23 protein-coding genes, 1 tRNA gene and 2 pseudogenes are annotated in these 25,481 nt (G+C 71.3%); 17 read left to right on the forward strand and 9 right to left on the reverse strand.

Annotated elements, in window-relative coordinates; all coding sequences use genetic code 11:
- Positions 1-207: 207 nt before the first annotated feature.
- Positions 208-1,227 (reverse strand): hemolysin family protein, encoded by a 1,020-nt coding sequence (locus ACFYQA_RS16505; protein ID WP_388917506.1) that lies wholly within the window; start codon positions 1,225-1,227, stop codon positions 208-210.
- On the reverse strand, positions 1,224-2,579 hold the full coding sequence (locus ACFYQA_RS16510) for a hemolysin family protein (protein ID WP_388917509.1): 1,356 nt from the start codon (positions 2,577-2,579) through the stop codon (positions 1,224-1,226). The genes ACFYQA_RS16505 and ACFYQA_RS16510 overlap by 4 nt, the downstream gene beginning before the upstream one ends.
- 327 nt (positions 2,580-2,906) lie before the next feature.
- Between ACFYQA_RS16510 and ACFYQA_RS16515 the strand changes: the two genes are divergently transcribed.
- The 8 genes and pseudogenes from ACFYQA_RS16515 to ACFYQA_RS16550 all read left to right on the forward strand — a co-directional run.
- A complete protein-coding gene (locus ACFYQA_RS16515; RefSeq protein WP_388917512.1) occupies positions 2,907-3,305 on the forward strand; it encodes a cell division protein SepF in 399 nt (132 codons plus the stop codon).
- A gap of 161 nt (positions 3,306-3,466) precedes the next feature.
- A complete protein-coding gene (locus ACFYQA_RS16520) occupies positions 3,467-4,732 on the forward strand; it encodes an ATP-binding protein (RefSeq protein ID WP_388917515.1) in 1,266 nt (421 codons plus the stop codon).
- Positions 4,733-4,781: 49 nt separating this feature from the next.
- Entirely contained in the window at positions 4,782-5,093 is a 312-nt protein-coding gene (locus ACFYQA_RS16525; RefSeq protein ID WP_388917641.1) for a nucleotide pyrophosphohydrolase, read from the forward strand.
- A 248-nt stretch (positions 5,094-5,341) separates the two neighbouring features.
- Positions 5,342-5,812 carry a DUF6099 family protein gene (locus ACFYQA_RS16530; RefSeq protein WP_388917518.1) on the forward strand — a complete coding sequence of 157 codons (471 nt, stop codon included), beginning with the start codon at positions 5,342-5,344 and terminating at the stop codon, positions 5,810-5,812.
- Between the two features lie 225 nt (positions 5,813-6,037).
- On the forward strand, positions 6,038-6,208 hold the full coding sequence (locus ACFYQA_RS16535; RefSeq protein WP_388917644.1) for an HNH endonuclease: 171 nt from the start codon (positions 6,038-6,040) through the stop codon (positions 6,206-6,208).
- A gap of 48 nt (positions 6,209-6,256) precedes the next feature.
- Positions 6,257-6,664, forward strand: a complete 408-nt coding sequence (locus tag ACFYQA_RS16540) for a hypothetical protein (RefSeq protein ID WP_388917521.1) — start codon at positions 6,257-6,259, stop codon at positions 6,662-6,664.
- Positions 6,665-6,747: 83 nt separating this feature from the next.
- Positions 6,748-7,671 carry an LLM class F420-dependent oxidoreductase gene (locus ACFYQA_RS16545; protein ID WP_388917524.1) on the forward strand — a complete coding sequence of 308 codons (924 nt, stop codon included), beginning with the start codon at positions 6,748-6,750 and terminating at the stop codon, positions 7,669-7,671.
- 438 nt (positions 7,672-8,109) lie between these two features.
- A pseudogene (locus tag ACFYQA_RS16550) lies at positions 8,110-8,319 on the forward strand (GNAT family N-acetyltransferase); the annotation flags it as partial.
- Positions 8,320-8,417: 98 nt separating this feature from the next.
- Here the strand turns inward: ACFYQA_RS16550 and ACFYQA_RS16555 are convergent.
- Together ACFYQA_RS16555 and ACFYQA_RS16560 are read right to left on the reverse strand one after the other, a co-directional pair.
- Positions 8,418-8,549, reverse strand: coding sequence for a hypothetical protein (locus ACFYQA_RS16555; protein ID WP_388917527.1), 132 nt, complete (start codon positions 8,547-8,549; stop codon positions 8,418-8,420).
- A 490-nt stretch (positions 8,550-9,039) separates the two neighbouring features.
- Positions 9,040-9,663: a TetR/AcrR family transcriptional regulator gene (locus ACFYQA_RS16560; protein ID WP_388917530.1), complete on the reverse strand. Its 624-nt coding sequence runs from the start codon at positions 9,661-9,663 to the stop codon at positions 9,040-9,042.
- A gap of 70 nt (positions 9,664-9,733) precedes the next feature.
- Between ACFYQA_RS16560 and ACFYQA_RS16565 the strand changes: the two genes are divergently transcribed.
- From ACFYQA_RS16565 to ACFYQA_RS16575, 3 genes and pseudogenes are all read left to right on the forward strand, one after another.
- Positions 9,734-10,342: a peroxiredoxin-like family protein gene (locus tag ACFYQA_RS16565; RefSeq protein ID WP_388917533.1), complete on the forward strand. Its 609-nt coding sequence runs from the start codon at positions 9,734-9,736 to the stop codon at positions 10,340-10,342.
- Between the two features lie 372 nt (positions 10,343-10,714).
- Entirely contained in the window at positions 10,715-10,987 is a 273-nt protein-coding gene (locus ACFYQA_RS16570) for a CopG family transcriptional regulator (protein WP_388917536.1), read from the forward strand.
- Positions 10,984-11,440: pseudogene (locus ACFYQA_RS16575) on the forward strand (PIN domain-containing protein). Before ACFYQA_RS16570 ends, ACFYQA_RS16575 begins: the two are co-directional and overlap by 4 nt.
- Positions 11,441-11,624: 184 nt before the next feature.
- Here ACFYQA_RS16575 and ACFYQA_RS16580 read toward each other — a convergent pair.
- Together ACFYQA_RS16580 and ACFYQA_RS16585 are read right to left on the reverse strand one after the other, a co-directional pair.
- Positions 11,625-11,740, reverse strand: a tRNA-Gly gene (locus tag ACFYQA_RS16580).
- A 1,283-nt stretch (positions 11,741-13,023) separates the two neighbouring features.
- A complete protein-coding gene (locus ACFYQA_RS16585) occupies positions 13,024-13,296 on the reverse strand; it encodes a hypothetical protein (RefSeq protein WP_388917539.1) in 273 nt (90 codons plus the stop codon).
- A gap of 259 nt (positions 13,297-13,555) precedes the next feature.
- On the opposite strand from ACFYQA_RS16585, the gene ACFYQA_RS16590 reads away from it, so the two are divergent.
- The 4 genes from ACFYQA_RS16590 (at position 13,556) to argF (ending at position 20,289) form a co-directional block, all read left to right on the forward strand.
- Positions 13,556-15,019 (forward strand): 3' terminal RNA ribose 2'-O-methyltransferase Hen1, encoded by a 1,464-nt coding sequence (locus ACFYQA_RS16590; RefSeq protein ID WP_388917542.1) that lies wholly within the window; start codon positions 13,556-13,558, stop codon positions 15,017-15,019.
- Positions 15,016-17,619: a polynucleotide kinase-phosphatase gene (locus ACFYQA_RS16595; protein ID WP_388917545.1), complete on the forward strand. Its 2,604-nt coding sequence runs from the start codon at positions 15,016-15,018 to the stop codon at positions 17,617-17,619. Before ACFYQA_RS16590 ends, ACFYQA_RS16595 begins: the two co-directional genes overlap by 4 nt.
- Before the next feature lie 312 nt (positions 17,620-17,931).
- Positions 17,932-19,155 (forward strand): arginine deiminase, encoded by a 1,224-nt coding sequence (locus tag ACFYQA_RS16600; protein ID WP_388917548.1) that lies wholly within the window; start codon positions 17,932-17,934, stop codon positions 19,153-19,155.
- Positions 19,156-19,281: 126 nt separating this feature from the next.
- Positions 19,282-20,289, forward strand: coding sequence for an ornithine carbamoyltransferase (gene argF / locus ACFYQA_RS16605; RefSeq protein WP_388917551.1), 1,008 nt, complete (start codon positions 19,282-19,284; stop codon positions 20,287-20,289).
- A gap of 27 nt (positions 20,290-20,316) precedes the next feature.
- On the opposite strand, the gene ACFYQA_RS16610 is transcribed toward argF, so the two are convergent.
- The 3 genes from ACFYQA_RS16610 to ACFYQA_RS16620 all read right to left on the reverse strand — a co-directional run bounded on the left by ACFYQA_RS16610 (position 20,317) and on the right by ACFYQA_RS16620 (position 24,291).
- Positions 20,317-20,766 (reverse strand): ATP-binding protein, encoded by a 450-nt coding sequence (locus tag ACFYQA_RS16610; protein ID WP_388917554.1) that lies wholly within the window; start codon positions 20,764-20,766, stop codon positions 20,317-20,319.
- A 296-nt stretch (positions 20,767-21,062) separates the two neighbouring features.
- The gene (locus tag ACFYQA_RS16615; protein ID WP_388917557.1) at positions 21,063-21,875 is read right to left on the reverse strand and encodes a PaaX family transcriptional regulator C-terminal domain-containing protein; all 813 of its coding nucleotides are present in this window, start codon (positions 21,873-21,875) and stop codon (positions 21,063-21,065) included.
- A 127-nt stretch (positions 21,876-22,002) separates the two neighbouring features.
- Entirely contained in the window at positions 22,003-24,291 is a 2,289-nt protein-coding gene (locus ACFYQA_RS16620; protein ID WP_388917560.1) for an LLM class flavin-dependent oxidoreductase, read from the reverse strand.
- Between the two features lie 92 nt (positions 24,292-24,383).
- Here ACFYQA_RS16620 and ACFYQA_RS16625 point away from each other — a divergent pair, with 92 nt between their 5' ends.
- Together ACFYQA_RS16625 and ACFYQA_RS16630 are read left to right on the forward strand one after the other, a co-directional pair.
- Positions 24,384-24,908, forward strand: coding sequence for a MarR family winged helix-turn-helix transcriptional regulator (locus ACFYQA_RS16625; protein ID WP_388917563.1), 525 nt, complete (start codon positions 24,384-24,386; stop codon positions 24,906-24,908).
- 56 nt (positions 24,909-24,964) lie between these two features.
- Positions 24,965-25,444 carry a DUF6299 family protein gene (locus ACFYQA_RS16630; RefSeq protein ID WP_388917566.1) on the forward strand — a complete coding sequence of 160 codons (480 nt, stop codon included), beginning with the start codon at positions 24,965-24,967 and terminating at the stop codon, positions 25,442-25,444.
- Positions 25,445-25,481: the final 37 nt, after the last annotated feature.

The following is a 25,481-nucleotide window of genomic DNA, read 5'->3' on the forward strand; positions in this document are numbered from 1 at the left end:
CGGCCGGCCAGGCGCTCCCCCCCCCCCGCCCCCGCACCCCCACCCGCCCCCCCCCCCGCCCCCCCCCCCGGCCCCCCCCCCCCCCCCCCCCCCCCGCCCGCCCGCCCCCCCCCCGGGGGGCCGGCCGGCCTTCTTCGTACTTGTGGTGCCGGTGCCGGTGCCGGTGCCGGTGCGGGTGCCGGTGCTGGTTCCGGTGGAGGCGGTGGGTCAGCTCCTGGCCGGCAGCATCAGCCGGGCCAGCAGGTCGTCCAGGGTGACCAGGCCGGTCAACCGGCCCGTGTCGTCCCGGACGACCGCGAGGGTGCCCCGGCGGCGGCGCAGCACATCGATCGCGTCGGCGACCGTCGTGGTGTCCGTCAGTTCGGGCACCGGGCGGGCCAGCTCGCGGGCGCTCGTGGCGCGGCCCCGGGCACGGGCGACCAGCGCGTCGCGCGCGTGGAGCGCGCCGAGGACGGTGGTGCCGTCACGGACGAGCAGCCGGGTCCGGTCGTACGCGGTGGCCACCCGCAGCACCTCGTCGACGTCCGCGTCACCCTCGACGGAGTCGATCTCGTCGGCCGGGATCCGCAGGGCGGAGACCGGGGTGTCGGGCTCGGTCAGCGAACGGGTGAGCAACTGCGAGTCGGTCTTGCTGATCAGACCGAGCCGCTCCGACTCCACCACCAGATGGGTGAGCTGTTCACGGTCGTGGACCGAGGCCAGCTCGTCGCGCGGGCTCACCCGGCACAGCCGTACCAGTGCGTTGCTCACCACGTTCAGCACGTGGATCAGCGGCCGCACGACCTTCACCACCGCCCGGAACGACGGGGCGAGCAGCATCGCGGAACGCTCCGGGTGGGCGATCGCCCACGACTTGGGCGCCATCTCGCCGACCACCATGTGCAGGAACACCACCACGGTCATCGCGACGGCGAACGCCACACCGTAGCTGACCGCGCTCGGCAGACCCAGGCTGTGCAGCAGCGGGTCCAGCTCGTGCGAGATCGCGGGCTTGGACACCGAACCCAGACCCAGCGTGCACACCGTGATGCCCAGCTGGGCACCGGCGAGCATCAGCGACAGCTCGCGCATGCCCGCCAGAGCGGCACCGGCGCCGCGCCGACCCTCGGACGCCGCCTTCTCCATACGGTGCCGTTTGGCGGCGACCAGCGCGAACTCGGCCGCCACGAAGAACCCGCTGCCGATCAGCAGCAGCACGGTCACGAAGAGAGCCATCGGGAAACTCATGCGGGCTCCTCCGTCTTCCCGGCTTCCTCCGCTAGGGACACGATCCGGGTGAGGCGCACCCGCTCGGCGACATGCCGGTCCAGGGTGCGTACGTCGATCACCGCGTGGCCGTCCTCGGGCAGCTCGACGGTGACCCGGTCACCCACGGTGGGGAAACGGCCCAGCCGGTCCACGATCAGCCCGGCCACGGTCTCGTAGTCGTCCTCCTCGGGCAGCCGTACACCGGTCGCCTCGGCGACCTCGTCCAGCCGGCGGCCCGCGTCCACGAGCCAGCCGTCGCCGTCGGAGACCGCCAGTTCGGAGACCTTGTCGGACTCGTCGGCGATGTCACCGACCAGCTCCTCTGCGATGTCCTCGTAGGTGACGATGCCGGCCACGCCGCCGTGCTCGTCGAGGACGACCGCGAACTCGTCGTCCTGTTCGCGCATCCGCGCGACCGCGTCCGGCAGCGGAAGCGTGTCCGGCAGCAGCAGGGGCCGCCTGGCCATCGCGCCGGCGGTGGCGCCGGCCAGCCGGCCGGCGGGCACCGCCATCAGCTCGCGCACGCCCAGTACCCCCGCGACGTCGTCGGGGTGGTCCCCGAGCACGGGGTAGTTGGAGTGGCCGTGCGCCGCGATCAGGCCGACCGCCTCGTCGGCGCCCGCCTCCCCGCGGACGAAGACGGCGTCCGCGCGCGGCACCATCACCGTGTGCAGGGTCCGCTCGGAGAACTCCAGCGCGTGGTCCAGCAGGGTGGCGGTGTCCCCGGGCAGTGCCCCGCTCTCGTGGGACTCGCCGATCAGATGGCCGAGCTCCTCCAGCGTGGCCCCGTGGTGCAGCTCCTCGACCGGCTCGATGCCGATGCGGCGCAGCAGCCGGGAGGCGGCGTTGTCGAAGATCCGCACCAGCGGTCCGACGACCTTCAGATACGCCAGGGTCGAGCCGGCCAGCGCCTTCGCCAGCCGCTCGGGCACGGCGATGGCGAGGTTCTTCGGGGCCAGCTCGCCGAGCACCATCTGGACGACCGTGGCCAGCACGAAGGCGAGCACGACGGAGACGCCGCTCACGGCCGCGTCCGGCAGTCCGAGGCCGGACAGCGCCGGCCGGAGCAGCGCGGACACCGACGGCTCGGCGATGAAGCCGACGACCAGACCGGTGACGGTGATGCCGAGCTGGGCGCCCGACAGCATGAAGGAGAGCCGCTCCAGCACCTTCAGGGCACGGGCGGCCCTGCGGTCCCCGGCCTCGGCCTCACGGGCGAGGGCGAGCCGGTCCACGGAGACGTAGGCGAACTCCTGGGCGACGAAATAGCCGGTGCCGGCGGTGAGCACGAACACGGCGAGCAGGCCCAGCAAGGCCTCCAGGGCACTCATCGAACACCACCCCGCCGGGTGCCGGTTTCAACAGGTGTGTGACGGGATGGTCGGGGACTGTGTCCCGGGGGGTCCGTCGATCTGGCGGACACGTGCGTGGCTCCTCGTATATGTGCTGGTGGGGTCTGTCAGCGGTCCAACGATTCCGACGGGGGTCATGTTCCCGCAAGAGGCCGGACCGCACCCGTCCGGGTGCGGGGCGGGCGGCTTCACGTCTTGCGGCATGCCGGGCGGCCCGGGGTGGTGGAGTGTGTCGCATTGGGCCGAACGGGTGGCCATGCGTAAGAATTGCCCGATGCAGACAGTCAGCGCGACCCAGGACGGAGCATGCCGGTGAACAGCCACGATGTCACCGACGAGCAGTGGGAGGGGCTCGCCCAGGTCGTGCCGCTGCGGGGCCGCGACGCCTGGCCGTCCTCGGTGGGCCACCGGCCCATGCCCGAGGCCGAGACCGAGGCGCGACGCCGCTTCGTGGTCCTGAGGGTGAACGTGTTCGCGGACGCCCGCGACGTCGCGGAGACGCTGATGGCCGGGATACCGGTCCTGCTCGACCTCACCAGCGCGGAGGGCGACGTCGCCAAACGGATCCTGGACTTCAGTACCGGCGTCGTCTTCGGCCTGGGCAGCGGCATGCACCGCGTCGACCGCAACGTCTTCCTGCTGACCCCGGCCGGCACCGAAGTGGCGGGCCTGATGCAGGGCGTCGGGATTCCCGGGGACGGTTAGGGCCTGCCCGCCGGGCAACCCGCCGGGCAACCCCCCGGGCAGACCCCCAGGCAGGCCCCCGGCTCCCGGGAGTGAACGAGCGGGCGCCCGCTTCGCCCGATCGTGGGAAGTCCGCACAAGCGGAACGGTTCGCCCCGCGCCGTAGCCCTAACGTCCCGCACATGACCCTGCCTCACCCGTCACCACCGTCCACGTCATCCCTGTCCCCCTTCCCGCCCCTCTCCCCGCCCTCCGTCGCCCCGTCCGCCGGGGCCTCCTACGGGGAGGGCGGTACCCAGGGGCGCCCGGACCGGCCGCACCTCACCGAACTGCTGCTGTCCGCCTTCGCCGGGCACCGCAACACCGGGCTCCCGCTCGGGCCCCTCACCCTGCTGGCCGGGTCCAGCGGCAGCGGCAAGACCAGCGCCCTGCGAGCCTACGAGGCGCTCGCCCGGCTCGGAGGCGGGGCCGAACTCGGCGAGGCGTTCACCGAACCGGACGCGTGCGTGCCGGAACGGGCCCGCGCCGACGCACAGGACCGCCGGGGCTTCCGCATCGGCTGCACCGCCGACGGCCCCGAGGGCCCGGTCCGGCTCGAGATCGCCGTCCAGGCGGAACCCGGGCTGCGGATCGTGGGGGAGCGGCTGACGGCGAACGGTGTGGTCCTGCTGGAGACCGCGCTGCGCGACCCCCGGCGCCACACCGTGCAGGCCGCCTGGCACACCGCCGGGTCCACCCCGGTCACCCGCGGCCCGCTGCCCGACGACCGGCTGGGCACCGCGCTGCTGCCGCTGCGCGTCGCCGGCCGGACACCCGGCGAGCGCAGAGTGCTGGCCGCCGCCGAGCAGATGGTGGTGGCCCTGCGCTCGGTCTTCGCCTGCGATCCCCGGCCCGACGGCATGCGTGACCCGGTGCCGACCGGCACCGGGCGACTGCTCGGCGGCTGCGGCAACCTCGCCGACGTGTTGTGGCGCACCCACACCGAGTGTGCGATCCGGTACGGGCTCCTGGTGTCCGCCGTGCGCGCCGGATGCGCCGGGCCGGTCGCCGGCCTGCTCGCCGAGCCGTACGGCGGTGGACTGGTCCGCGCCCTGCTCGACCGGGGCGACGGAATCCGTACCGAACTCGGACGGCTCGGCGACGGCGAGCTGCGGTACGTCGCGCTCGCCCTGGTGCTGCTCACCGGACCCGGCGTACTGGAGGTCGACGCACCCGGCGAGGTCCCGGCCGCACTACAGACCCTCACCGTGCTCGCCGACGGGCTCGACCGGGGTATGGACCCGCACCAGCGCGCGGAAATGCTGCGGCTGGCGGCGCGGATGTGCGAGCGCGGCCACATCCGGCTGGTCGGCTCGGTGAGCGACGCCTCCTGGGTGGCGGGAGTGGACGGCGTCACGGTGGTACACCTGGGCCGTGACCGACACGCCCGAACCGACGCGCCCCAGTGACCCCGCCGCACCCGCCGCCTCCACCGCCCCCGCCGGCCCGCCCGCCCCGCTGGACGTGCCCGGACTCCAGCGCAGGCTCGCCGAGTTCGCCGCGGCGCGGAACTGGGAGCCGTACCACACCCCGAAGAACCTGGTCGCCGCGCTCAGCGTGGAGGCGTCCGAACTGGTCGAGATCTTCCAGTGGCTGACGCCGGAGGAGTCGGCCCGCGTCATGGAGGACCCCGACACCGCGCACCGCGTCGGCGACGAGGTGGCCGATGTGCTCGCGTACCTCCTCCAGTTGTGCGAGGTGCTCGGTATCGACCCGCTGGCCGCACTGGACGCCAAGATCGACCGCAACGAGCACCGCTTCCCGGTCTGAACGGCCCTCCGCGGAATTGCTCCTCTGCGGACTTGCCCCAGGGGACTGCCCCTCCGCGGACCGTCATTCTGCGGAGGGGACTTCTCCGCCATCACTCTCCGCAGTCGACATGTCGACCGTTTTCGAATTGTTGTCCCCGGTTTCCCACCTTCCGGCAGGTGTTCTGTCTCAAACGGTCTCACTCTGGGTAGTGAACAGGGAAGTTGGGTGGACGCGTGGGCAGCGCGTCGGACAGACAGGGGCGGCGCATGGACGCTGTGCGGCTCATAGAGGCAAGCAGAAGGGCCCTCACCACCGCCGGCGGCGTGCCGGAACTCTCGGCCGAGGTGTGGCAGGCGCAGGCACTCGCGCAGGCCATAGGCAGTCGCCTCGCGGTCACCGGCCCGCCCGAACTGCGCGGCGAGGCCTTGGGACTGACCGAGCTGGCGGGCCGCGGCTGCGGTGTGCTGGACACCCCGAGGCTCGGGGCGGGCGAACTGCGCGCGGCCCTGCTCACCGACCTGGGCGACGCCCGGCAGGTCCTGCTGCACCTGGGCGGACTCCTCGGCGAGGTCGGTATCGCGCTGGTCGGCATGGCCTCCGCGGCGGACGGCGAGGCCTCGTACTGGCAGTGCGTGGAGGCCATTGACGCGGCGGACGAGTCCCGCGACCGCGTCCTGGAGATGCTCCGCAAACTGGCGGACCGCGACCGCACCCTCGCGGAACGCGAGGCGGGCTAGGGCGTGCCCTGGAAGTCGGTGAGCCGGCTGGTCGGCCGTCCGGGGTGATCACGGGCGGCCGACCAGATGCTGAGGTCGCTGATCATCATGAACAGCGCGTCTTCGGACGGGTCGCCGATACGGTCGACGGCGCTGCGGTGAAGCCCGACACCTGCTACCGAGGAAAAGTCACCTTCGCCGTCGAGCAGGGCAGCCGGCCCACGCGGCCACGACGTCGGCCACGGCCTGGACGCCCGGCACCCGTTCGGCTTCACCTCCGACCACCTCGTCCCGCTCTCCCGCGGCGGCCAACCGCTCGACCCGGCCAACGCCCGGCCCGCACACCGGCGGTGCAACAGCAGCCGCGGCAACCGCACCACCACCGCCAAGACGGAACGACGTTCCAGGCAGTGGTGAACCTCTCGGAGGCGGTAGTTCCGACACCGCGACGGGAAGAACCAGTCCATGGACGATCCACAGACGAACCGCACACCTGCCGATCAGGCCATCGACCAACGTCTGTGGGAGTGGGTAGTACACGAAGACTCCATGATCTACGAACGCGGGAATCTCTTCCTGGTCGCACAGTCCCTACTGGTCGTGGCCTACTCAACCGTACTGACAACCGATCAGACAGCGGCCCGGGTGATCGCCGCGTTCGGGCTCCCCCTCACGTTCGTCTGGCTGTACGCAGGACACCGACACCTTCGGTACTCAACTGCAGTACAGGCCCGAACAGCAGAAAAGCTCCCAGACTATGCCGCGACGCGAGAAGCGACACGGCAAGCAGGCGTGCGCGCCACACCGGTGATCGTCTATGCCCTCCCGTCCCTGGCCAGCGTCATGTGGGTCGTGCTCTTAGCGATCAGCTAGGAGCGACACGGGCAGAGCACGGGCGCGACACGGCACGACGGACCGGCCGGGTCCTGCCGGGTCCGAGCAGGCAGGATGGGGGGATGGATCTCCGTATCTTCACCGAGCCCCAGCAGGGGGCCACCTACGACACCTTGCTCACCGTCGCCAAGGCCACAGAGGACCTCGGCTTCGACGCCTTCTTCCGCTCCGACCACTACCTCAAGATGGGCTCCGGGGACGGTCTGCCCGGCCCCACCGACGCCTGGATCACCCTCGCCGGTCTCGCCCGCGAGACCAAGCGCATCCGGCTCGGCACCCTGATGACCGCGGGCACCTTCCGCCTCCCCGGCGTCCTCGCCATCCAGGTCGCCCAGGTGGACCAGATGTCCGGCGGCCGCGTCGAACTCGGGCTGGGCTCGGGCTGGTTCGAGGAGGAGCACAAGGCGTACGGCATCCCCTTCCCGAAGGAGAAGATGGCCCGCCTGGAGGAGCAGCTGGAGATCGTCACCGGCCTGTGGGCGACGGAGACCGGCCAGACCTACGACTTCCACGGCACCTACTACGACCTCACCCGGTCCCCGGCACTCCCCAAGCCGGCCCAGGCCAAGGTCCCGGTGCTCATCGGCGGCCACGGCGCCGTCCGCACCCCCCGGCTCGCCGCGCGGTACGCGGACGAGTTCAACATGCCTTTTGCCTCTATTGAGGACAGTGTGCGCCAGTTCGACCGGGTGCGTGCCGCCGCCCAGGAGGCCGGCCGTGACCCGGGCGACCTCGTGTACTCCAATGCGCTGATCGCCTGCGTCGGCAAGGACGAGCAGGAGGTCGCCCGCCGCGCCGCCGTGATCGGCCGCGAGCCCGACGAACTGCGGACCAACGGGCTGGCGGGCACCCCCGCCGAGGTCGTCGACAAGATCGGCCGCTACGCCGAGATCGGCGCCCGGCGCATCTACCTCCAGATCCTCGACCTGTCCGACCTCGACCACCTGGAACTGATCTCCTCCCAGGTCCAGTCCCAGTTGGGCTAGCCCCTCCGGCCGTGCGTGCAGCCCGGCCCCGCAGGCCTGCACGCACTCCCGGCAGGCCTGCGGACGGAGTCCCGGCAGGCCCCGCGCACGGAGTCCCGCCGTCCTCGCTCGTGATCCCGCAGAAGGGGGGCACGGGGACGATTCGCACTTCAGCTCGCCCCAGACCTGCTTGCCCCAGCGGTACAGGTCGGTACCCCAGCGCTCGGTGAGGGAGTCGACCAAGACCATTCCGCGCCCCCGGACTTGGTCGCCATTGGAGTCGGTCCGCATCGTCGGGACGACCTCGGAACGGTCGACGACCCCGAGACGGACCCGGTTCGCGGAGGAGCGCGAGACGATCACGCGGATCGACGCGAGACGCCCGTGGTCCACGGCAGTGGAGACCAACTCGGTGATGACTACCGTGGCGTCGTCGATCCGGTCCTCCAGACCCCAACGTGGCGGAAGACGGGAACGGCGGAGCTGGTGACGCGGGCGCTCCTGGAGGACCGGCACGAGGACCTCGTGGTCCTGCTCGTCGACACCGAGTACCCCGGAGTGCGGGCGATGTACGAGTCCTGGAAGTTTCGGAAGGTCGGTGACCGCCAGCCCTTCCCGGACTCGCCGTTGTACGCCGTGATGCCGGCCGAGCTGCCTCTGAAGCCATAACCCCGCAACGGGCCCGGCGGTACTCGGCCAACCCTCGCACCGCCCGGGAGCGAGGATCCTGGACTCAGGACGAGGCGCCCGATCTGCCCAGGCGACGCTCAGCCTTCCTGCGCGTCGTCCGCGAGCGGAGCGGTGTCCTCGGCCGGCGGGGCTTTGACGGTCACAGGCTGATTGATGTCGAGGAAGGTGATGGTCAGGTCGAGCGGTCCGCCATTGGTGTCGCCCCGCATGTCGGGCTGGGCCTGTACGCGGAACTGCTTGGCATGCTCGTCACTCTGCGTGGTACGGAAACAAGAGCGGACATTCCCACAACCCCCATGGTGGATGGCAGATCCATGCCGAGGCCGCGAGCCTGGCCGGGTATGTCGTGAGGTCTGATGGGGCCTTGTGAGGTAGGCGCGTCAGACGTACACGCACCACGTTCGGCGGTCGTACTCTCAGCTTGGGAAGCGACGGCGCTTGCGCGGACTTCATGGGGCTGACCTGCGTCGATTCGTTGGGCCGACGCCGTCGCGCGGGCCTGACCGCACCGCTGGTGACCGTGGTTGTCCGCTGTTACGGGCACGCTGTGGGCACGGCTTCGAGACATGGCGGGCGGAGTGCCCGCACGAACGGGCTCTGCGTCTGGCTCGGCTGGTTCGGACGGCCGGGTCGGGAAGCCTTCGCGAGCGCACAACCCTCTGCGCCCGCCAGGCGCGGTCGTCGGAAGAGGGCGCGGGATCAACCGCCTTGTGCGCCGAGGCCGTCGAGCAGTAGGGCGAGCCCTCCCAGGAACTCCTGGCCGGCGTCGACGTTTCGGGCGTCCCGGGCGGTCTCGGTCATGTGCGGGAACTCGGCGGGTGGCAGCTCGGTGATGGCTGTCGTCCCTGAACCGGACAGGGCCCCGAGGTGTTCCAGCTGGATCGCTCCGATGACATAACTGAGCAGGCCGCGCAGGGCGACGACCCGCCGCTCGCCCTCGATGCCCGCCTCGGTGAGGACGGCGAGCACGGCCTCCGACCAGCGCAGCACCCCAAGGGAGTGGTGCCGGTGAGCGATGGCAAGGGGGACGACCTCCGGATGGGCGCCCACGGTGTCGCGCAGACGCCGCACCATGACCTCGACCCGCTCACGCCATGACGCGCCGGGATCCGGCGGCTCGGTGTCCACGGCGCTCAGCACGAGTTCGACGACGAGCCTTTCGAGTTCCTCGCGGTCGTGCACGTACCGGTAGAGCCCCATGGTGCTCACCCCGAGCTCCTGGGCGACGGCGCGCATCGACAGCCCGGCTAGCCCGTCGCGGTCGGTGACGGCGAGAGCGGCCGAGGCGAGCTGACCGGGGGTGAGGGAACGTGGGCGTGGCATGACAGTTGACAGCGTACGGCATACGCTTACGCTGGTGGGCGTACGGCATACGCCTACGGAGGGAACGCCCATGCGCAGGTCCCGCAGTCCGGTGGAGCCCGGCTCCACCGTGGATGAACGCAGTCTCACCGCTGTCTCCGGCGACCAGGTCGCCGTCCCCGACCCCGAACGGCTGATCCACCTCCAGTTCCGGCGTTTCGCCGGATGCCCGGTCTGCAACCTGCACCTGCGGTCGGTGGTACGGCGGCACCGGGAGATAGAGGCCGCCGATGTGCGTGAGGTCGTGGTCTTCCACTCACCCACCGAGGAACTGGCGCCCCACACCACCGATCTCCCGTTCGCCGTCGTCGCCGACCCGGCCAGACGGCTGTACGCGGAGTTCGGCGTGGAACGGTCGCCCCGGGCCCTGCTCAGCCCGCGCGCCTGGGGGCCGGTCGTCCGGGCGGTCCTCAGCGGCGTTTGGAACGTCGTCCGCGGACGGGAGCACCTGCCCTCCATCAGCCCGCACGGCGGCCGACTCGGCCTTCCTGCCGACTTCCTCATCGCACCTGACGGCCGCGTCCTCGCCGCCAAGTACGGCGAGCACGTCTACGACCAGTGGTCGGTCGACGAACTGCTGGAACTGGCGGCCCGCAGGGGCGCACAGACGATCGACCGGGTGGCCGATGACGAACGCTAGGAGGCGGTCGGCGCGGGAGCGGCCGAGCTCGGTGCCGATGAGGTGCTGATCGGCCTGGTCAGGGCCCGGGTGCCGGCTCGCCCTCGGCACCGGCATGCAGAGCGTCGACTGAACCTCCGGGGAGCCGGCCGTCTTCCCGCCGTATGCGACGGTCGGCCCGGCAAGTCGCCGACCTCTTTCGTCATCATGGGCGAGGCGCTTCACGGGCGGAGGATCGCCGGAAAGCGGTTCTGGGGGTGTCGAGCGGCGAGCGGCACACGCCGGTGCTGCCTCCACTGGAACGGGGCCTGTCCGCGGTAAGGAGCAGGTTCGCGTGCGAGGGCCAGAGGGCTACTGGCATACATCATTCTGGTACATGGCCGGCTTTGGTACATGCCCATGAAGCGCACGAACGTCTATGCCGACCCCGAGGATCTGGCGATCATCAAGGAGGCGGCCAAGCGTCGAGGGATGAGCGAGGCCGAGATCATCCGGCAGGGGATCCATCTCGCGGCCATGGCGAACCGGGTCCGGGACGAGCCGTTGTTCTCACGCACGTTCGAGGGGCCGGGCCGTACGCCGTCCAAGGCGGAGGTCCGTGACGCGGTCGCCGACGCGGTCCGTCGCGAGACGGGCTCCGACCCGCATGCCGGAACCGCCACGTGATCATCGTCATCGCCGACACGTCCGGCCTCCTTGCCGCCCTTGACTCGACGCACCCGGAGCACGGGGCGGCGAACGAGGCGATCATGTCCGCAGGGCTCCTGGTCATGTCTCCGCTCCTGCCAGCCGAACTGGATCACGTCGCCACGCGCGAGCTCGGGCGTGAGGCCGCCCCCCAGTGCGGTCGACGACCTGCGGCGCTGGATGACCCGGGGCCGCGTCGTCATGCCGGAGACCACGGAGGACCACCTGGGCGCCGCTCAGTCCGTCCGTGTTCGCTACGGCTCCCTGGACCTCGACCTCGACCTCGACCTCGCCGACGCCGTGAACGTGGCCCTCGCCGCCTACTACGACACCGACGCGATTCTCACCCTCGACCGACGCGACTTCCGTGCCGTACGTCCTCTGGGGCGCCACAAGTCGTTCCGGGTCCTCCCCGGCGACCTGCCGCTCTGACGCGACCCTCCGGCATCGAAGTCCCGGCCGTCGGAGTGGAAGTCTTGGCTGCCGGAAGGAATTTGCCCGCCCAGCGCTCGTGCCCTCTGCGTGTCCGGTCTTCGTGTGGTTGACGGGCTGGAGACTGGTGGAGAATCTCCGGCAAAACACCAGCCCCAGGCCGCTGACCTGGGGCTTCGACAAGAGCGGGTGACGAGAATCGAACTCGCGCTCTCAGCTTGGGAAGCTGATGTGCCCATGGGCGAGTTCATGATCTGACCTGCAGCGGGGCGCTGTCGTCGCCCAACTGGCCGTCACTCGATGTTCCCTTGTTCCCCGTTGCTGCCCGTCCGTTCCTGCTGGATCGGGCACGCTGGGGCACGGGCGGCGCTCTCCCGACTTCCCGGGATGGAGGTCGGGAGGAGCCTCGCCGGGTCTAGTCGACGGTCACCCGGTCGTCTGCGGCCGTCGGGCTGATACCGCGCTCACCGCAGAGCCGCAGACCAGGACTGCTGACAGCGCGATCAAATTGGTCAGGACGTCTTGGATTTGTGCGACGGGGACGATCACGATCACGATGACGACGAGGACGGTAGCCCGGTCTCGCAGTCGGGAGATCGAAGGTGGGTTCGCTGAGGTCAGACTCATAGCAGTACCTCCTGGGTGCCCGCCCGCCGATGGCTGCTCTTGCCGGGAAGCCTGCGTGGCGATCGGTGGGCTTTCGCGTTGGGCCACTGTGGTGTAGGTCTCCCCTCGGTGCGCAGGGAAGTAACGATGCGTAAGGGTGATCTAATCCATGGTCACGAAATGCGGGAGGTGTGTGAAGTCATGACAGCTGCGATGTGAACGGTAAGGCTCACCCGACGAGGCCGGTGGAGTCTCCATGGTCGAGCCAAGCTCCCTCGAGTGCGATCGGTGGCCGAAGAAGTGGCATTGGGCCTTGCCGACCTGGGGCTTCCCGAGCGACCAACGCTGTGACCTGTGGCTTGGCCGTCGATGGTTGTCAATGTTGGTCGCCTTCGGCTGCCTTCGGACGGCCCCGTCACGGCCCGGATATCGTCTTGGTCCTTCGTCGGGCCGGGTCCGTCGGCATTCCGACATTGAGGGGGCGGGCATGGCGCTGGGCCGCAAAGGAACACGGCGCGTAGTTGTCGGCGGCACGATCTACCGCTGGCGGCTACGGCGCAGGCCCACCTACAGTCAGGCTCTCTGCTGGTCGCCGTGCACGTACGCCGTGGAACACGCGGATCATCCTGGAACGGTCCTCGTCGTCACCACGAACCAAGCTCATCCTGGCAACTGGCTCGGAGTTCCGGGCGGCCCGGTACTGCCCTCCGATGTCGCCGAGGCCATCGCAACAGCCCTACGGCAGGGTTGGACGCCCACTGATATGGGCTCACCGTTCCAGCTCGACCAGTCCGTTGGCTTCGCTCCCTTGCCTTGAGGCCGCTGGGAGAGCACCGCTTCAGGGGCGGGGCGGGGCGTTCTGCCCGTGACCCGCGGCTTCCGTGGCCGAGCCGACAGGCGCAGGGACGCGCGCCAGTTACCCCTCTTGGCCGGGGTGGACCGCTGGATCCGGCACGACTGTGGCACGCGGAGGCGGGCTAGCTCTCGTCCTGGTCCTCCAGGCCGAAGTTCTCCGGCAGCTCCCTCATGGAGGCTCGTACGTCCGGCCGTGTCGCCTGCTCCGCGGCTGTCTTGAAGAGTCCTGCCAGATGCAGACGGTCGGCCGGCGGAAGGCGCCCCAACGTGTCGGCGAGATCCTCGAACCAGGTGGTAGCCAGATCGGGGTCGACCTCTTCATCGCTCGTCATGTCGATGGCGGTGATCAACTGAGCCATGGCGGTGGCAAGGGTGGTCAACAGCCTGTCGTTCACGGCCCATGCCTCCTGGGAGATCAACAGGCTGTAGCGTACAAACAGCTGTAGGCCGCCGACGAGAGGGCTCTCAGCTTGGGAAGCTTGGGCCATCCACGGGTGGCTGCCCGGCTGACCTGCGGTGGAGCGGCGACGGGTGGAGCGGTGACGGATGGAGCTTCCCCGTGTGGCCGGGCGCCTGCCGGCCTGGTGGGGGTCCGCTGTTGTTGCGAGATAAACAAGTACCGGCATGGGCCCGACGCCACCCATACTCGGTTACGTGTTCCTGACGATCTCGACCACCGGCGACAAGACCAACCCCGCTACCGACATGGGTTTCCTCCTCCATAAGCACCCTGAAAGCCCCTTCTCGGCCCATCTGTCCTACGGCACCGCGCACGTCCTCTACCCCGAGGCGGACGCCGAGCGCTGTACGGCGGCGCTGCTGCTGGAGGTGGACGCGGTGGCACTGGTCCGGCGCGGCAAGGGCAAGGGCCGCGGCGGCGCCCCCGACGCGGCCCTCGCCCAGTACGTCAACGACCGCCCGTACGCGGCGTCCTCGCTGCTCGCCGTCGCGCTCAGCGGTGTCTTCTCCAGCGCGATGCGCGGCGTGTGCAAGGCCCGCCCGGAACTCCCCGGGCAGCCGTTGCCGCTGCGCATCGAGATACCCGCGCTGCCCGCGCGGGGCGGCCCGGCCCTGGTCGGGCGGCTCTTCGAGCCGCTCGGCTGGACGGTCACGGCCGACCCGGTGGCTCTGGACACCGAGTTTCCGGAGTGGGGCGACTCGCGGTATGTGCGTCTTGTTCTGGAGGCGGACACCCTCACTCTCGCCCAGGCCCTGCGGCACCTCTACGTGCTGCTCCCCGTCCTCGACGACGCCAAGCACTACTGGGTCTCCTCCGACGAGGTGGACAAGCTGCTGCGCGCCGGCGAGGGCTGGCTGCCCGGCCACCCGGAGCAGAAGCTGATCACCAGCCGTTACCTCACCCGCCGCTGGTCGCTGACCCGTCAGGCGCTGGAACGGCTCGAGCTGGTCCGGCTGGCCGAGGCGGACGACAGTGACGTCGAGGAGATCGACAACGCCGTCGGGGCGGACGCAGAGTCAGAGGAGAGGCCGACCCCGCTCGCCGTGCAGCGCCGGGACGCGATCGTTGCCGCGCTCGGTGCCTCCGGCGCCACCCGTGTTCTCGATCTCGGTTGCGGGCAGGGCCAGTTGGTGCAGGAACTGCTGCGGCACCCGGCCTTCACCGAGATCGTCGGCGCCGACGTGTCGATGCGCGCGCTGACCATCGCCTCCCGCCGGCTCAAGCTGGACCGCCTGGGGGAGCGGCAGGCGGCGCGGGTGAAGCTCCTCCAGAGTTCGCTGTCGTACACCGACAAACGGCTCAAGGGGTACGACGCGGCCGTGCTCAGCGAGGTGATCGAGCACCTCGACCTGCCGAGGCTGCCCGCCCTGGAGTACGCCGTGTTCGGCGCGGCCCGCCCCCGCACGGTCCTCGTGACCACACCGAACGTCGAGTACAACGTGCGCTGGGAGAGCCTGCCGGCCGGGCACGCCCGGCACGGCGACCACCGCTTCGAGTGGACCCGCGAGGAGTTCCGTACCTGGGCGGCCAAGGTCGCCGAACGGCACGGCTACGACGTCGAGTTCGTACCCGTGGGGCCGGACGACCCCGAGGTCGGTCCGCCCACCCAGATGGCCGTGTTCGTGACCGGAGAAAAGAAGGAGGCGAAGGCGGCATGAGCGACGAGACCACCGGCGCCCGGCCCGGCGACAGGGGCAGCGAGAACGAGGGCCGGATCCCGAGTCCGGGCCGCGGCCGGGCCCTGCCCGTCACCGATCTCTCCCTCGTGGTGCTGATCGGCGCCTCCGGCTCGGGCAAGTCCACCTTCGCCCGCCGCCACTTCAAGCCCACCGAGGTCATCTCCTCCGACTTCTGCCGCGGTCTGGTCGCCGACGACGAGAACGACCAGAGCGCGTCCGGGGACGCCTTCGACGTCCTGCACTACATCGCGGGCAAGCGGCTGGCCGCGGGCCGCCGCACCGTCGTCGACGCCACCAGCGTCCAGCAGGACGCCCGGCGTCAACTGATCGAGCTGGCCAAGCAGTACGACGTGCTGCCGATAGCCGTGGTGCTCGACGTGCCCGAGGAGGTGTGCGCCGAGCGCAACACGGCCCGTGCGGACCGTGCGGACATGCCCCGCCGGGTCGTCCAGCGGCACATCCGCGAACTCCGGCGCTCCCTGCGGCACCTGGAGCGCGAGGGATTCCGCAAGGTGCACGTCCTGCGCGGGGTCGAGGAGATCGAGAACGCCACCGTCGTCACCGAGAAGCGGTACAACGACCTCACCCACCTCACCGGCCCCTTCGACATCATCGGCGACGTCCACGGCTGCGCCGCCGAACTGGAGTCTCTGCTCGGCGCGTTGGGGTACGCCGACGGCGTGCACCCCGAGGGCCGCACCGCGGTCTTCGTCGGTGACCTCGTCGACCGCGGCCCGGACAGTCCGGGCGTGCTGCGCCGGGTGATGTCGATGGTGAAGTCGGGCAGTGCGCTGTGCGTCCCCGGCAACCACGAGAACAAGTTCGGCCGGTACCTCAGGGGCCGCCAGGTCCAGCACACCCACGGGCTCGCCGAGACCATCGAGCAGATGGACCGGGAGAGCGAGGAGTTCCGTTCCGAGGTGAGGGAGTTCGTCGACGGTCTGGTCAGCCACTACGTCCTCGACGGGGGCAGGCTCGTCGTCTGCCACGCCGGTCTGCCGGAGAAGTACCACGGCCGCACCTCCGGCCGGGTCCGCTCGCACGCGCTGTACGGCGACACCACCGGCGAGACCGACGAGTTCGGCCTGCCGGTGCGCTACCCGTGGGCGGAGGACTACCGGGGCCGTGCCGCCGTCGTCTACGGCCACACCCCGGTCCCGGAAGCCACCTGGCTCAACAACACCATCTGCCTGGACACCGGTGCCGTCTTCGGCGGCAAGCTCACCGCGCTGCGCTGGCCGGAGCGGGAGCTGGTCGACGTACCGGCCGAGCGGGTCTGGTACGAGCCGGCCCGCCCGCTGCGCACCGAGGCCCCCGGCGGGCAGGACGGCCGCCCACTGGACCTCGCCGACGTGCACGGCCGCCGGGCCGTGGAGACCCGGCACGCCGGCCGGGTGGCCGTGCGCGAGGAGAACGCGGCCGCCGCGCTGGAGGTCATGAGCCGCTTCGCGATCGACCCACGCCTGCTGCCGTACCTCCCACCGACCATGGCCCCCACCGCCACCTCGCGCCTGGACGGCTACCTGGAGCACCCGGCCGAGGCGTTCGCCCAGTACAAGGAGGACGGGGTCGAGCGTGTCGTGTGCGAGGAGAAGCACATGGGCTCGCGCGCGGTCGCCCTGGTCTGCCGGGACGCGGACGCGGCCGCCCAGCACTTCGGTGTCGAGGACGGCCCGGCCGGATCGCTCTACACCCGCACCGGCCGCCCGTTCTTCGACGACACCGAAGTCACCGAAGAGATCCTCGGCCGGCTGCGCACGGCGATCACCGACGCCGGGCTGTGGGACACCCTCGGAACCGAATGGCTGCTGCTGGACGCCGAGTTGATGCCGTGGTCGCTGAAGGCGTCCGGGCTGCTGCGCTCGCAGTACGCTGCCGTGGGCGCCGCCTCCGGCGCCGTGTTCCCGGGCGCGCTCGCGGCCCTGGAGAGCGCCGCCGCCCGGGGCGTCGAGGTGGGGGGACTGCTGGAGCGCCAGCGTGAACGGGCCGGCGCGGCCGAGGCGTTCACGCAGGCGTACCGCCGCTACTGCTGGACCACCGAACAGCTGGACGGCGTACGCCTCGCCCCGTTCCAGATCCTCGCGGTCCAGGGCCGCAGCCTCGCCGGGCTGCCGCACGACGAGCAGCTCGCCCTGCTGGACCGCATGATCGAGCACGACGCCACGGGTCTGCTGCAGACCACCCGGCGTCTGTACGTCGACCCCGCCGACCCCGAGTCGGTGCGGGCGGGCGTCGACTGGTGGCTGGAGATGACCGGACGCGGCGGCGAGGGCATGGTCGTCAAGCCGGTCGGGGCCCTGGTCCGCGACCCTAAGGGCCGTCTGGTGCAGCCCGGCATCAAGTGCCGGGGCCGCGAGTACCTGCGGATCATCTACGGCCCCGAGTACACGCGCCCCGACAACCTGGCCCGGCTGCGCGGCCGCTCTCTCGGCCACAAGCGGTCCCTGGCGATCCGCGAGTACGCCCTCGGCCTGGAAGCCCTGGACCGCCTCGCCGACGGCGAGCCGCTGTGGCGGGTGCACGAGGCCGTCTTCGGCGTCCTGGCCCTGGAGTCGGAGCCCGTCGACCCGCGGCTGTAGGGGACGGGACGGACGCGTACGGCGACCCGGCCGGTCCGGGCGGATCTCCCCCGCCGGGACCACCGGGACCGCCCGACGGCCGGGACCACCGGGACCGCCCGACGGCCGGGACCGTCCGACCGCCCGACGGCCGGGACCGTCCGACCGCCCGACGGCCGGGACCACCGGGACCGCCCGACGGCCGGGACCACCGGGACCGCCCGACGGCCGGGACCGTCCGACCGCCCGACGGCCGGGACCGCCCGGCCTGCGGCCGAGGTCCGTCCCGGCCGCGGAGGGGTGAACAGCCCGCCGGGTGGTCAGGATGGAGACATGACCTACCACGTCGACTCCGAGGCCGGAAGGCTGCGCCGTGTCATCCTGCACCGGCCCGATCTCGAGCTCAAAAGGCTCACCCCCAGCAACAAGGACGCCCTGCTGTTCGACGACGTGCTCTGGGTGCGCCGGGCGCGCGCCGAGCACGACGGGTTCGCCGACGTCCTGCGCGACCGGGGGGTCACCGTCCACCTCTTCGGTGACCTGCTCGCCTCCACGCTGGACGTCCCGGCGGCCCGCTCGCTCGTCCTGGACCGTGTCTTCGACGAGAAGGAGTACGGCCCGCTGGCCACCGACCACCTGCGCGCGGCCTTCGAGACGCTGCCGTCGGCGGAACTGACCGAAGCGCTGGTCGGCGGGATGACCAAGCGGGAGTTCCTGGACGCCCACCCGGAACCGACGTCCGTGCGCTTCCACGCCATGGAACTCGACGACTTCCTGCTCCGCCCACTGCCCAACCACCTCTTCACCCGCGACACCTCCGCCTGGATCTACGACGGCGTCTCCATCAACGCCATGCGGTGGCCCGCCCGGCAGCGCGAGACCGTGCACTTCGAGGCGATCTACCGGCACCACCCGCTCTTCCGCGACGAGGACTTCCACCTCTGGTCCGAGGGACAGGCCGACTACCCGTCCACCATCGAGGGCGGGGACGTCCTGGTCATCGGCAACGGCGCGGTGCTGATCGGCATGAGCGAGCGGACCACCCCGCAGGCCGTGGAGATGCTCGCGCACAAGCTGTTCGCCGCCGGGTCCGCCGAGACCATCGTGGCCCTCGACATGCCGAAGCGGCGCGCCGTGATGCACCTGGACACGGTGATGACGATGGTCGACGGCGACACCTTCACCCAGTACGCGGGCCTCGGCATGCTCCGTTCGTACACCATCGAACCCGGCTCGGGGGACAAGGAGCTGAAGGTCACCGACCATCCGCCGGAGCACATGCACCGCGCGATCGCCGCCGCGCTGGGGCTCAGCGAGATCCGGGTGCTGACCGCGACCCAGGACGTCCACGCCGCCGAGCGCGAGCAGTGGGACGACGGCTGCAACGTCCTGGCCGTCGAGCCGGGCGTCGTCGTCGCCTACGAGAGGAACGCCACCACCAACACGCATCTGCGCAGACAGGGCATCGAGGTGATCGAGATCCCCGGCAGCGAGCTGGGCCGGGGCAGGGGCGGACCGCGCTGCATGAGCTGCCCGGTCGAGCGGGACGCGGTATAGGACCTCTCGTTCGGATCGTGCCGGGCGCAGGCACCCGTCCGGTGCCGTCGGCACCCGCTTGCATATAAATTCTGATACTTGTATACAGTTACATTCATCCCCGTACCCGCAGCTCTGGAGCGCCCCATGGCGACAGTCCCGACCGCCCTCGCCGGCCGCCACTTCCTCAAGGAAGTGGACTTCACCGCGCAGGAGTTCCTCGGCCTGCTCGACCTGGCCGCGGAGCTGAAGGCCGCCAAGAAGGCCGGTACCGAGACCCGGTACCTCCAGGGCAGGAACATCGCGCTGATCTTCGAGAAGCCCTCGACGCGCACCCGCTGCTCCTTCGAGGTCGCCGCCGCCGACCAGGGCGCCTCCACGACGTACATCGACCCGAGCAGCTCGCACATCGGGAAGAAGGAGTCCGCGAAGGACACCGCGCGGGTGCTCGGCCGGATGTTCGACGCGATCGAGTTCCGCGGCGACTCCCAGGCCACCGTGGAGACCCTCGCCGAGTACGCGGGAGTGCCCGTCTACAACGGTCTGACCGACGACTGGCACCCCACCCAGATGCTTGCCGACGTACTCACCATGACCGAGCACAGCGCCAAGCCGGTCACGGGGATCTCCTTCGCCTACCTCGGCGATGCCCGCTTCAACATGGGCAACTCCTACCTCGTCACCGCGGCCCTGCTGGGCATGGACGTGCGCATCGTCGCCCCGAAGACGTACTGGCCCGCCCAGGAGGTCGTCGACCGGGCGCGCGCGCTCGCGGAGTCCAGTGGGGCCCGCATCACGCTCACCGAGGAGATCGCCGAGGGCGTCGCGGGCGCGGACTTCGTCGTCACCGACGTCTGGGTCTCGATGGGGGAGCCCCAGGAGGTCTGGGACGAGCGGATCACCGCCCTCGCGCCGTACGCGGTGACCATGGAGGTGCTGCGGGCCACCGGCAACCCGGACGTCCGCTTCCTGCACTGCCTGCCGGCCTTCCACGACCTGGGGACACAGGTCGGCCGCGAGGTGTACGAGAAGCACGGCCTGGAGTCACTGGAGGTGACCGACGAGGTGTTCGAGTCCGCCCACTCGGTCGTCTTCGACGAGGCGGAGAACCGGATGCACACGATCAAGGCGGTCCTGGTGGCGACCCTGGCCTGAGCGAGGACGGAACCCGCCGCGGTCCGCTCAGTCGGGCCTGCGCTGACGCGGCACCGCCGGCAGCCGGAACCACACGGCCTTGCCGGACTCGGTCGGGCGGTGCCCGCACGACGCGCTCAGGGCGCGGATCAGCAGCAGCCCGCGCCCATGCTCCTGCCAGGGGTCCGGCTCGCTGCGGGACGGGCGGGTCAGATCGCCGGGCGGCTCCGGATCGGTGTCGTGCACCTCGACCCGGCACCCGGTGGGCAGCAGCTCCACCACCAGCTCGATCGGATGGCCCCCGGAGGTGTGCTCCACGGCGTTGGCCACCAGTTCGGCGGTGAGCAGCTCCGCGGTGTCGCGGTCCGCGGCATGCTCCCGCTCGGCCAGCGCGGTACGGACCAGCGCACGGGCGACGGGCACGGCCGCGGTGGTGTGCGGCAGTGCGACGCGCCAGGAGGCGGAGGTCGAAGGTTCGTACACGCTGTATCCGATCATGGAGAGCAGGCAGGCGGTCCTGCTTTCAATTACTCAATGGTACGGCGCCACCCCCAGGAGGTGTCGTCGACCTGTGACGGACGTCATGCTTCCGGGAGTGCAGCCGTGAGGGCTTCCCTCGCCCGCCGGACAACCCCCGGAACCCGCCGCACCGATCATGCCCAGTCCACCTGTGGCGCAATCATGACGATGGTCACGGATGAGCGATGACGGCGGTGGTCACGGACGAGTGACGCCACCGGCGGAGGGAAGCCTCGCGAGCCGTGCGTCACCCGTCACATGTCACGTGGCACGTGTCACAGGCCCGCGAAGACCGCCCCCGCGTCCCGCAGGCGTGCGTGCAGACCGTGGAAGACGCTCGCCGAGCGGGTTCCCGGCCAGCCCTCGGGGAGCAGCCCGGGAGGCAGCCCGGGGTCGGTGTAGGGGAGGTGGCGCCAGGAGTCGAGGGCGAGGAGGTAGTCGCGGTACGCCTCCTCGGGAGGGGTGTCCTCGCGCTGCCGCCAGGCGTCCAGCACGTGTGCGTGACGGTCCAGGAACGCCTCGTGCTCCGCGGCGATCCCGGCCAGGTCCCACCAGCGGGCGACCGCCTCGACGGTGGGCGTGAACCCGAGGTGCTCGCCGCGGAAGAGGTCGACGTAACCGTCCAGCCCCAGCCGCTCCAGGGTGTGCCTGGCCTCCTCGTGCAGCCGGGCCGGCGCGATCCACACGCCCGGGGCGGCGGTGCCGAAGCCGAGGCCGGCCAGGCGGGAGCGCAGGAGGTGACGCTTCTGCCGCTCGGACTCCGGCACGGAGAACACGGCGAGCACCCAGCCCTCGTCCCCGGGACGCGCGGAGGCGTGGACGCGGCGGTCGCTGTCGTTCAGCAACCGGCGGGCCTCCGGCGAGAGTTCGTAGCCGGCCGCACCCTGGACGGTACGAGCCGGCAGGAGCAGCCCGCGCCGCTTGAGCCGGGACACCGAGGAACGCACGGCGGGAGCTTCGACGCCGACCGCGGCCAGCAGCCGGATCAGCTCGGCGACGGGCACGGGGCCCGGCACGAAGCGGCCGTACGCGCCGTAGAGCGTGACGATGAGAGACCGTGGGGCAGGCTGGTCGGACACGTTGATCATCTTAGGTCGTGCCGATCGGCATCCTTCCCCCGGGCATCGGTATCACACCTGGTCATCTCCCGTACCGGACAAGGAGGTTCCGGTACGGGGGAGGCGGGGCGAGGTGATCAGGGGGTGCGGGAGCGGTTCATGCGCCGGGCGACGCGTCCGCGTCCGCCTGACGGATCGGGAAGTTGGCGCTGAAGACGTTGTCAGGGTCGTAGGTGTGCTTGACCCGACGCAGCCGGGCGAGGTTGGCGCCGAAGGCGTCGGTGAGGCGTCCGGGGCGCAGGTCGGTGTCGAAGGACAGGTAGAGGCCGTCGGTGTGCGGCGCGACTTCCGTGTCCCAGGCCTCGTTCAGCCGGTCCTGCGATGCGCCCATGGCGGTGAGCAGGAAGTTCTGGTGCCGGTGCGGGTAGGCGGTCGCGTCCGGGGCCAGGTCGTGCGCGGCCCCGCCGGTGGCGCGGATCTGGAGGAAGTACGACAGCCCGGAGCCGGCGACCCGCCCGAAGGCGCGGGCCACGTCGTCGTCGAGGTGGGTGACCAGGCCGGAGCGCACGGCGGGGTTCCCTCCCCCGGAGTGCTGCCTGTCCCCCTTCTGCACCACGCCCGGGTACGGCAGCACGTAGCCCTGGTGGTCCAGCAGCGGACCGGCCCCGGCGAGCCGTTCCAGCTCGCGCACCGCGGCCGTGGTGTCGTCACCGGCGTACACGGTCATGAGCTGGGCGATCGCGTCCTGGTCCTTGCCGTGCCGGGCGGGGGACAGGATGAGGAAGCTCGTCAGCTCGCGCGGAGCCGCCTCCATGGCGGCGCCCCAGCGCCGCAGCAGCCCGGTCGTGTCCCGGGCGTCCAGGACCATCCGGGAGAAGACGACGTCGCCGAGTTCCATCGCCTCGACCTCCACCCAGGTGACCACGCCGAGGTTCCCGCCGGCGCCCCGCAGACCCCAGAACAGGTCCGGGTGCTCCTCGCTCGACACGCGCAGCACCCGGCCGTCCGCGGTGACGACCTCCGCGGCCACCACATGGTCGATGGTCAGGCCGTACGCGCGGCCGAGCAGGCCGATACCACCGGTGGTCGCCAGACCGCCCACGCCGACACCGCCGTAGTCCCCGGAACTGATCGCCCACCCGTGGGGGGCCAGGGCCTCGGCGACCTCGCCCCAGGTGGCGCCGGCCCCGAGCCGCACCCGGCGCGTCGCCGGGTCGACGACCTCCACGGCATTGAGCGCGGCGACGTCGAGCACGATGCCGCCGTTGTTCGTGGAACGGCCGCTGATTCCGTGCCCCGCCGACCGTACGGCGAACGGGACGTCCTGGGCGCGGGCGTACGCGAGACCCGCGACGACCTGCTCGGTGGTGCGCGGGCGGAGCAGCAGGCCGGGGGAGCCGGCGCGCAAGTAGTTATGGCGTACGGACTCGTAGGCGCGGTCGCCGGGTTCGACGGCGTCGGCGGCCAGGTCGGCCGGGACGCCGTCGTAGTCGATGCCGTCCCGGCGCAGGGCGACGGCGGCCTTGCCCCGGCGGGCCGCCGCGGGCACGACATCGGCAGCGGTCCGCTCGCGCGCCACCGCCTCGCGGACGGCGGGCGCGATCTCCTCGCCGTACACCTGGATGAACCGCGGGTCGTCCGAGCCGAGAACGAAGGTGCTGATGCCGTCCTGGAGAACGAGACCGGTCAGCTCCTCCACCCACTGCTCGACGGGGCCCCGCAGGAATCCCTGTCCGGCGGCGCCGATTTCGCCGTTGATGTTCAGCAGGCGGCGCACCTCGGAGGGGTGCCGTCCCGCCTCTTCGGCGGCCTCGTCGACGATCTTGTTGCCGCGTTGCAGGTCGCCGTCCTTCATGTAGCCGAGGGACGGCAGCCAGCCGTCGGCCTTCGCCCCGGTCAGCCGCAGCATCCTGGGCTTGTAGGCGCCCAGCCAGATGCCCACGTCGTGGGCGGGGGCCGGGCCGCGCTTCGCGCCGTCGACCCGGTGGTACGTACCGTCCACTCGCAGCACTGAACGGTTCCCGGCGTCCCACATGCCGCGGATGATGTCGATGGCCTCGCTCAGCGCCTGCACGCCCTGCCCCGGAGTGAGACGACGGCCGCCCATGGCCTCGATGGCGTCCCAGAACGCCCCGGCGCCCAGGCCCAGTTCGAAGCGGCCGCCGGAGAGCAGGTCCAGGCTCGCGGCCGAGCGGGCCAGCACGGCCGGCGGACGCAGCGGCAGGTTCATGACGTTGGCGGAGAGACGGACGCGGTCGGTGCGCGCGGCCACGTACGACAGCAGCGTCCAGGTGTCCAGGAAGGCCGGCTGGTAGGGGTGGTCCTGGAACGTCACCAGGTCCAGTCCCGCGCGCTCGGACACCTCGGCCAGCGCCACCACCTGCTGCGGCTCGCGGTTCTGCGGGGTGAGGAACGTGCCGAAGGCGGGTGCGTGGCCGTAGTCCATGATGCGGGCCCCTTTCTGCTAGATAATCTGTGTTACAGACTATATTTAGAGCAACTCATCTTGGCCGCATCGTATTCCGTTAGGGTGGAGAGGTGACTGTCCGAGAGCAGAGCCAGGGACGGAGCCGAGACGGCGAGCCGTCGATGTTGGGGTGGTCGCTCACCGTGCTGCTGCGGGAGTGGAGCGCACGCGTCGAGCGTGCGTCGCGCGACCTGCCGCACGGAGTGCGCGGCTACCAGGTGCTGGCCGCCGTCGTGCGCCAGGCGCCGCCCACGCAGGCCGCGCTCGCCGCCCGGCTCGGCATCGACCGCACCGTGATGACGTATCTGCTCGACAGGTTCGAGGAGTGCGGGCTGGTGGAGCGCCGGCCGGACCCCGCCGACCGGCGGGCCCGGCGGATCGAACCGACCGACCACGGCCGCGCCGTGCTCGCCGACCTCGACACACGTGTCGAGGAGGCCGAGGACGAGTTGCTGGCCGGTCTGCCGGCCGAGGACCGGCGCGTCCTGCTGGCACTGCTCGAACACGCCGCCACCGGGGCCTCCCCCGGCGAGGACCGATGCGCCGCCGTCGCCGACACCCTGTCTCCGAAGGAGACGGGGGCGGGGACGGTGTGAGCCGCGCTCCGGGGCTGCGGGGCGCTGCGGGACTGCGGGCGTCGTGCCGTCGTGCCGTGTCCGTATCCGTATCCACTTCGGCACCCGTGCCCGGGTCCGCGCGTCCCGTCCTCGTCCGCGCGGCGGCCTGTGCGGCGCTGCTGCTCGCCGCCGCCGTGGCCGCGCCCCCGGCGGCCGCCGCACCTGCTCCTGTCCACGAGACCGTGACGGTGGACTCCGGGGGCCTGATCGCCGACGACGGCACGGTCACCCTCTCCGGCACATACCGCTGCCTGGACGCCTCCGGGCCGGTCCTCGTCGGCTCCTCCGTCCACCAGGGCACCGCCCACACGTGGTACGGCGTCGGCGGCACCCTGGCGGTGTGCGACGGCGAGACCCACGAGTGGGAGAACACCGGACGGGTCCCCTCCGAGGCTTTGGAGGCCGGCACCGCCGACGTCGAGGCCACCCTCATCGAGCTGCGTTCGGTCGACGGCCTGCTGCTGCCCGTGTTCCACGCGGTCCAGCAGCAGGAGGTCACCCTGGCCCGCGGCTGAGTGACCCGCAACCGGGCGGGTGGCGCCCGCCTGCCGT

Origin of the sequence: Streptomyces sp. NPDC005774 (genome assembly GCF_042871645.1) — a bacterium.
Lineage (GTDB): Bacteria > Actinomycetota > Actinomycetes > Streptomycetales > Streptomycetaceae > Streptomyces > Streptomyces pratens.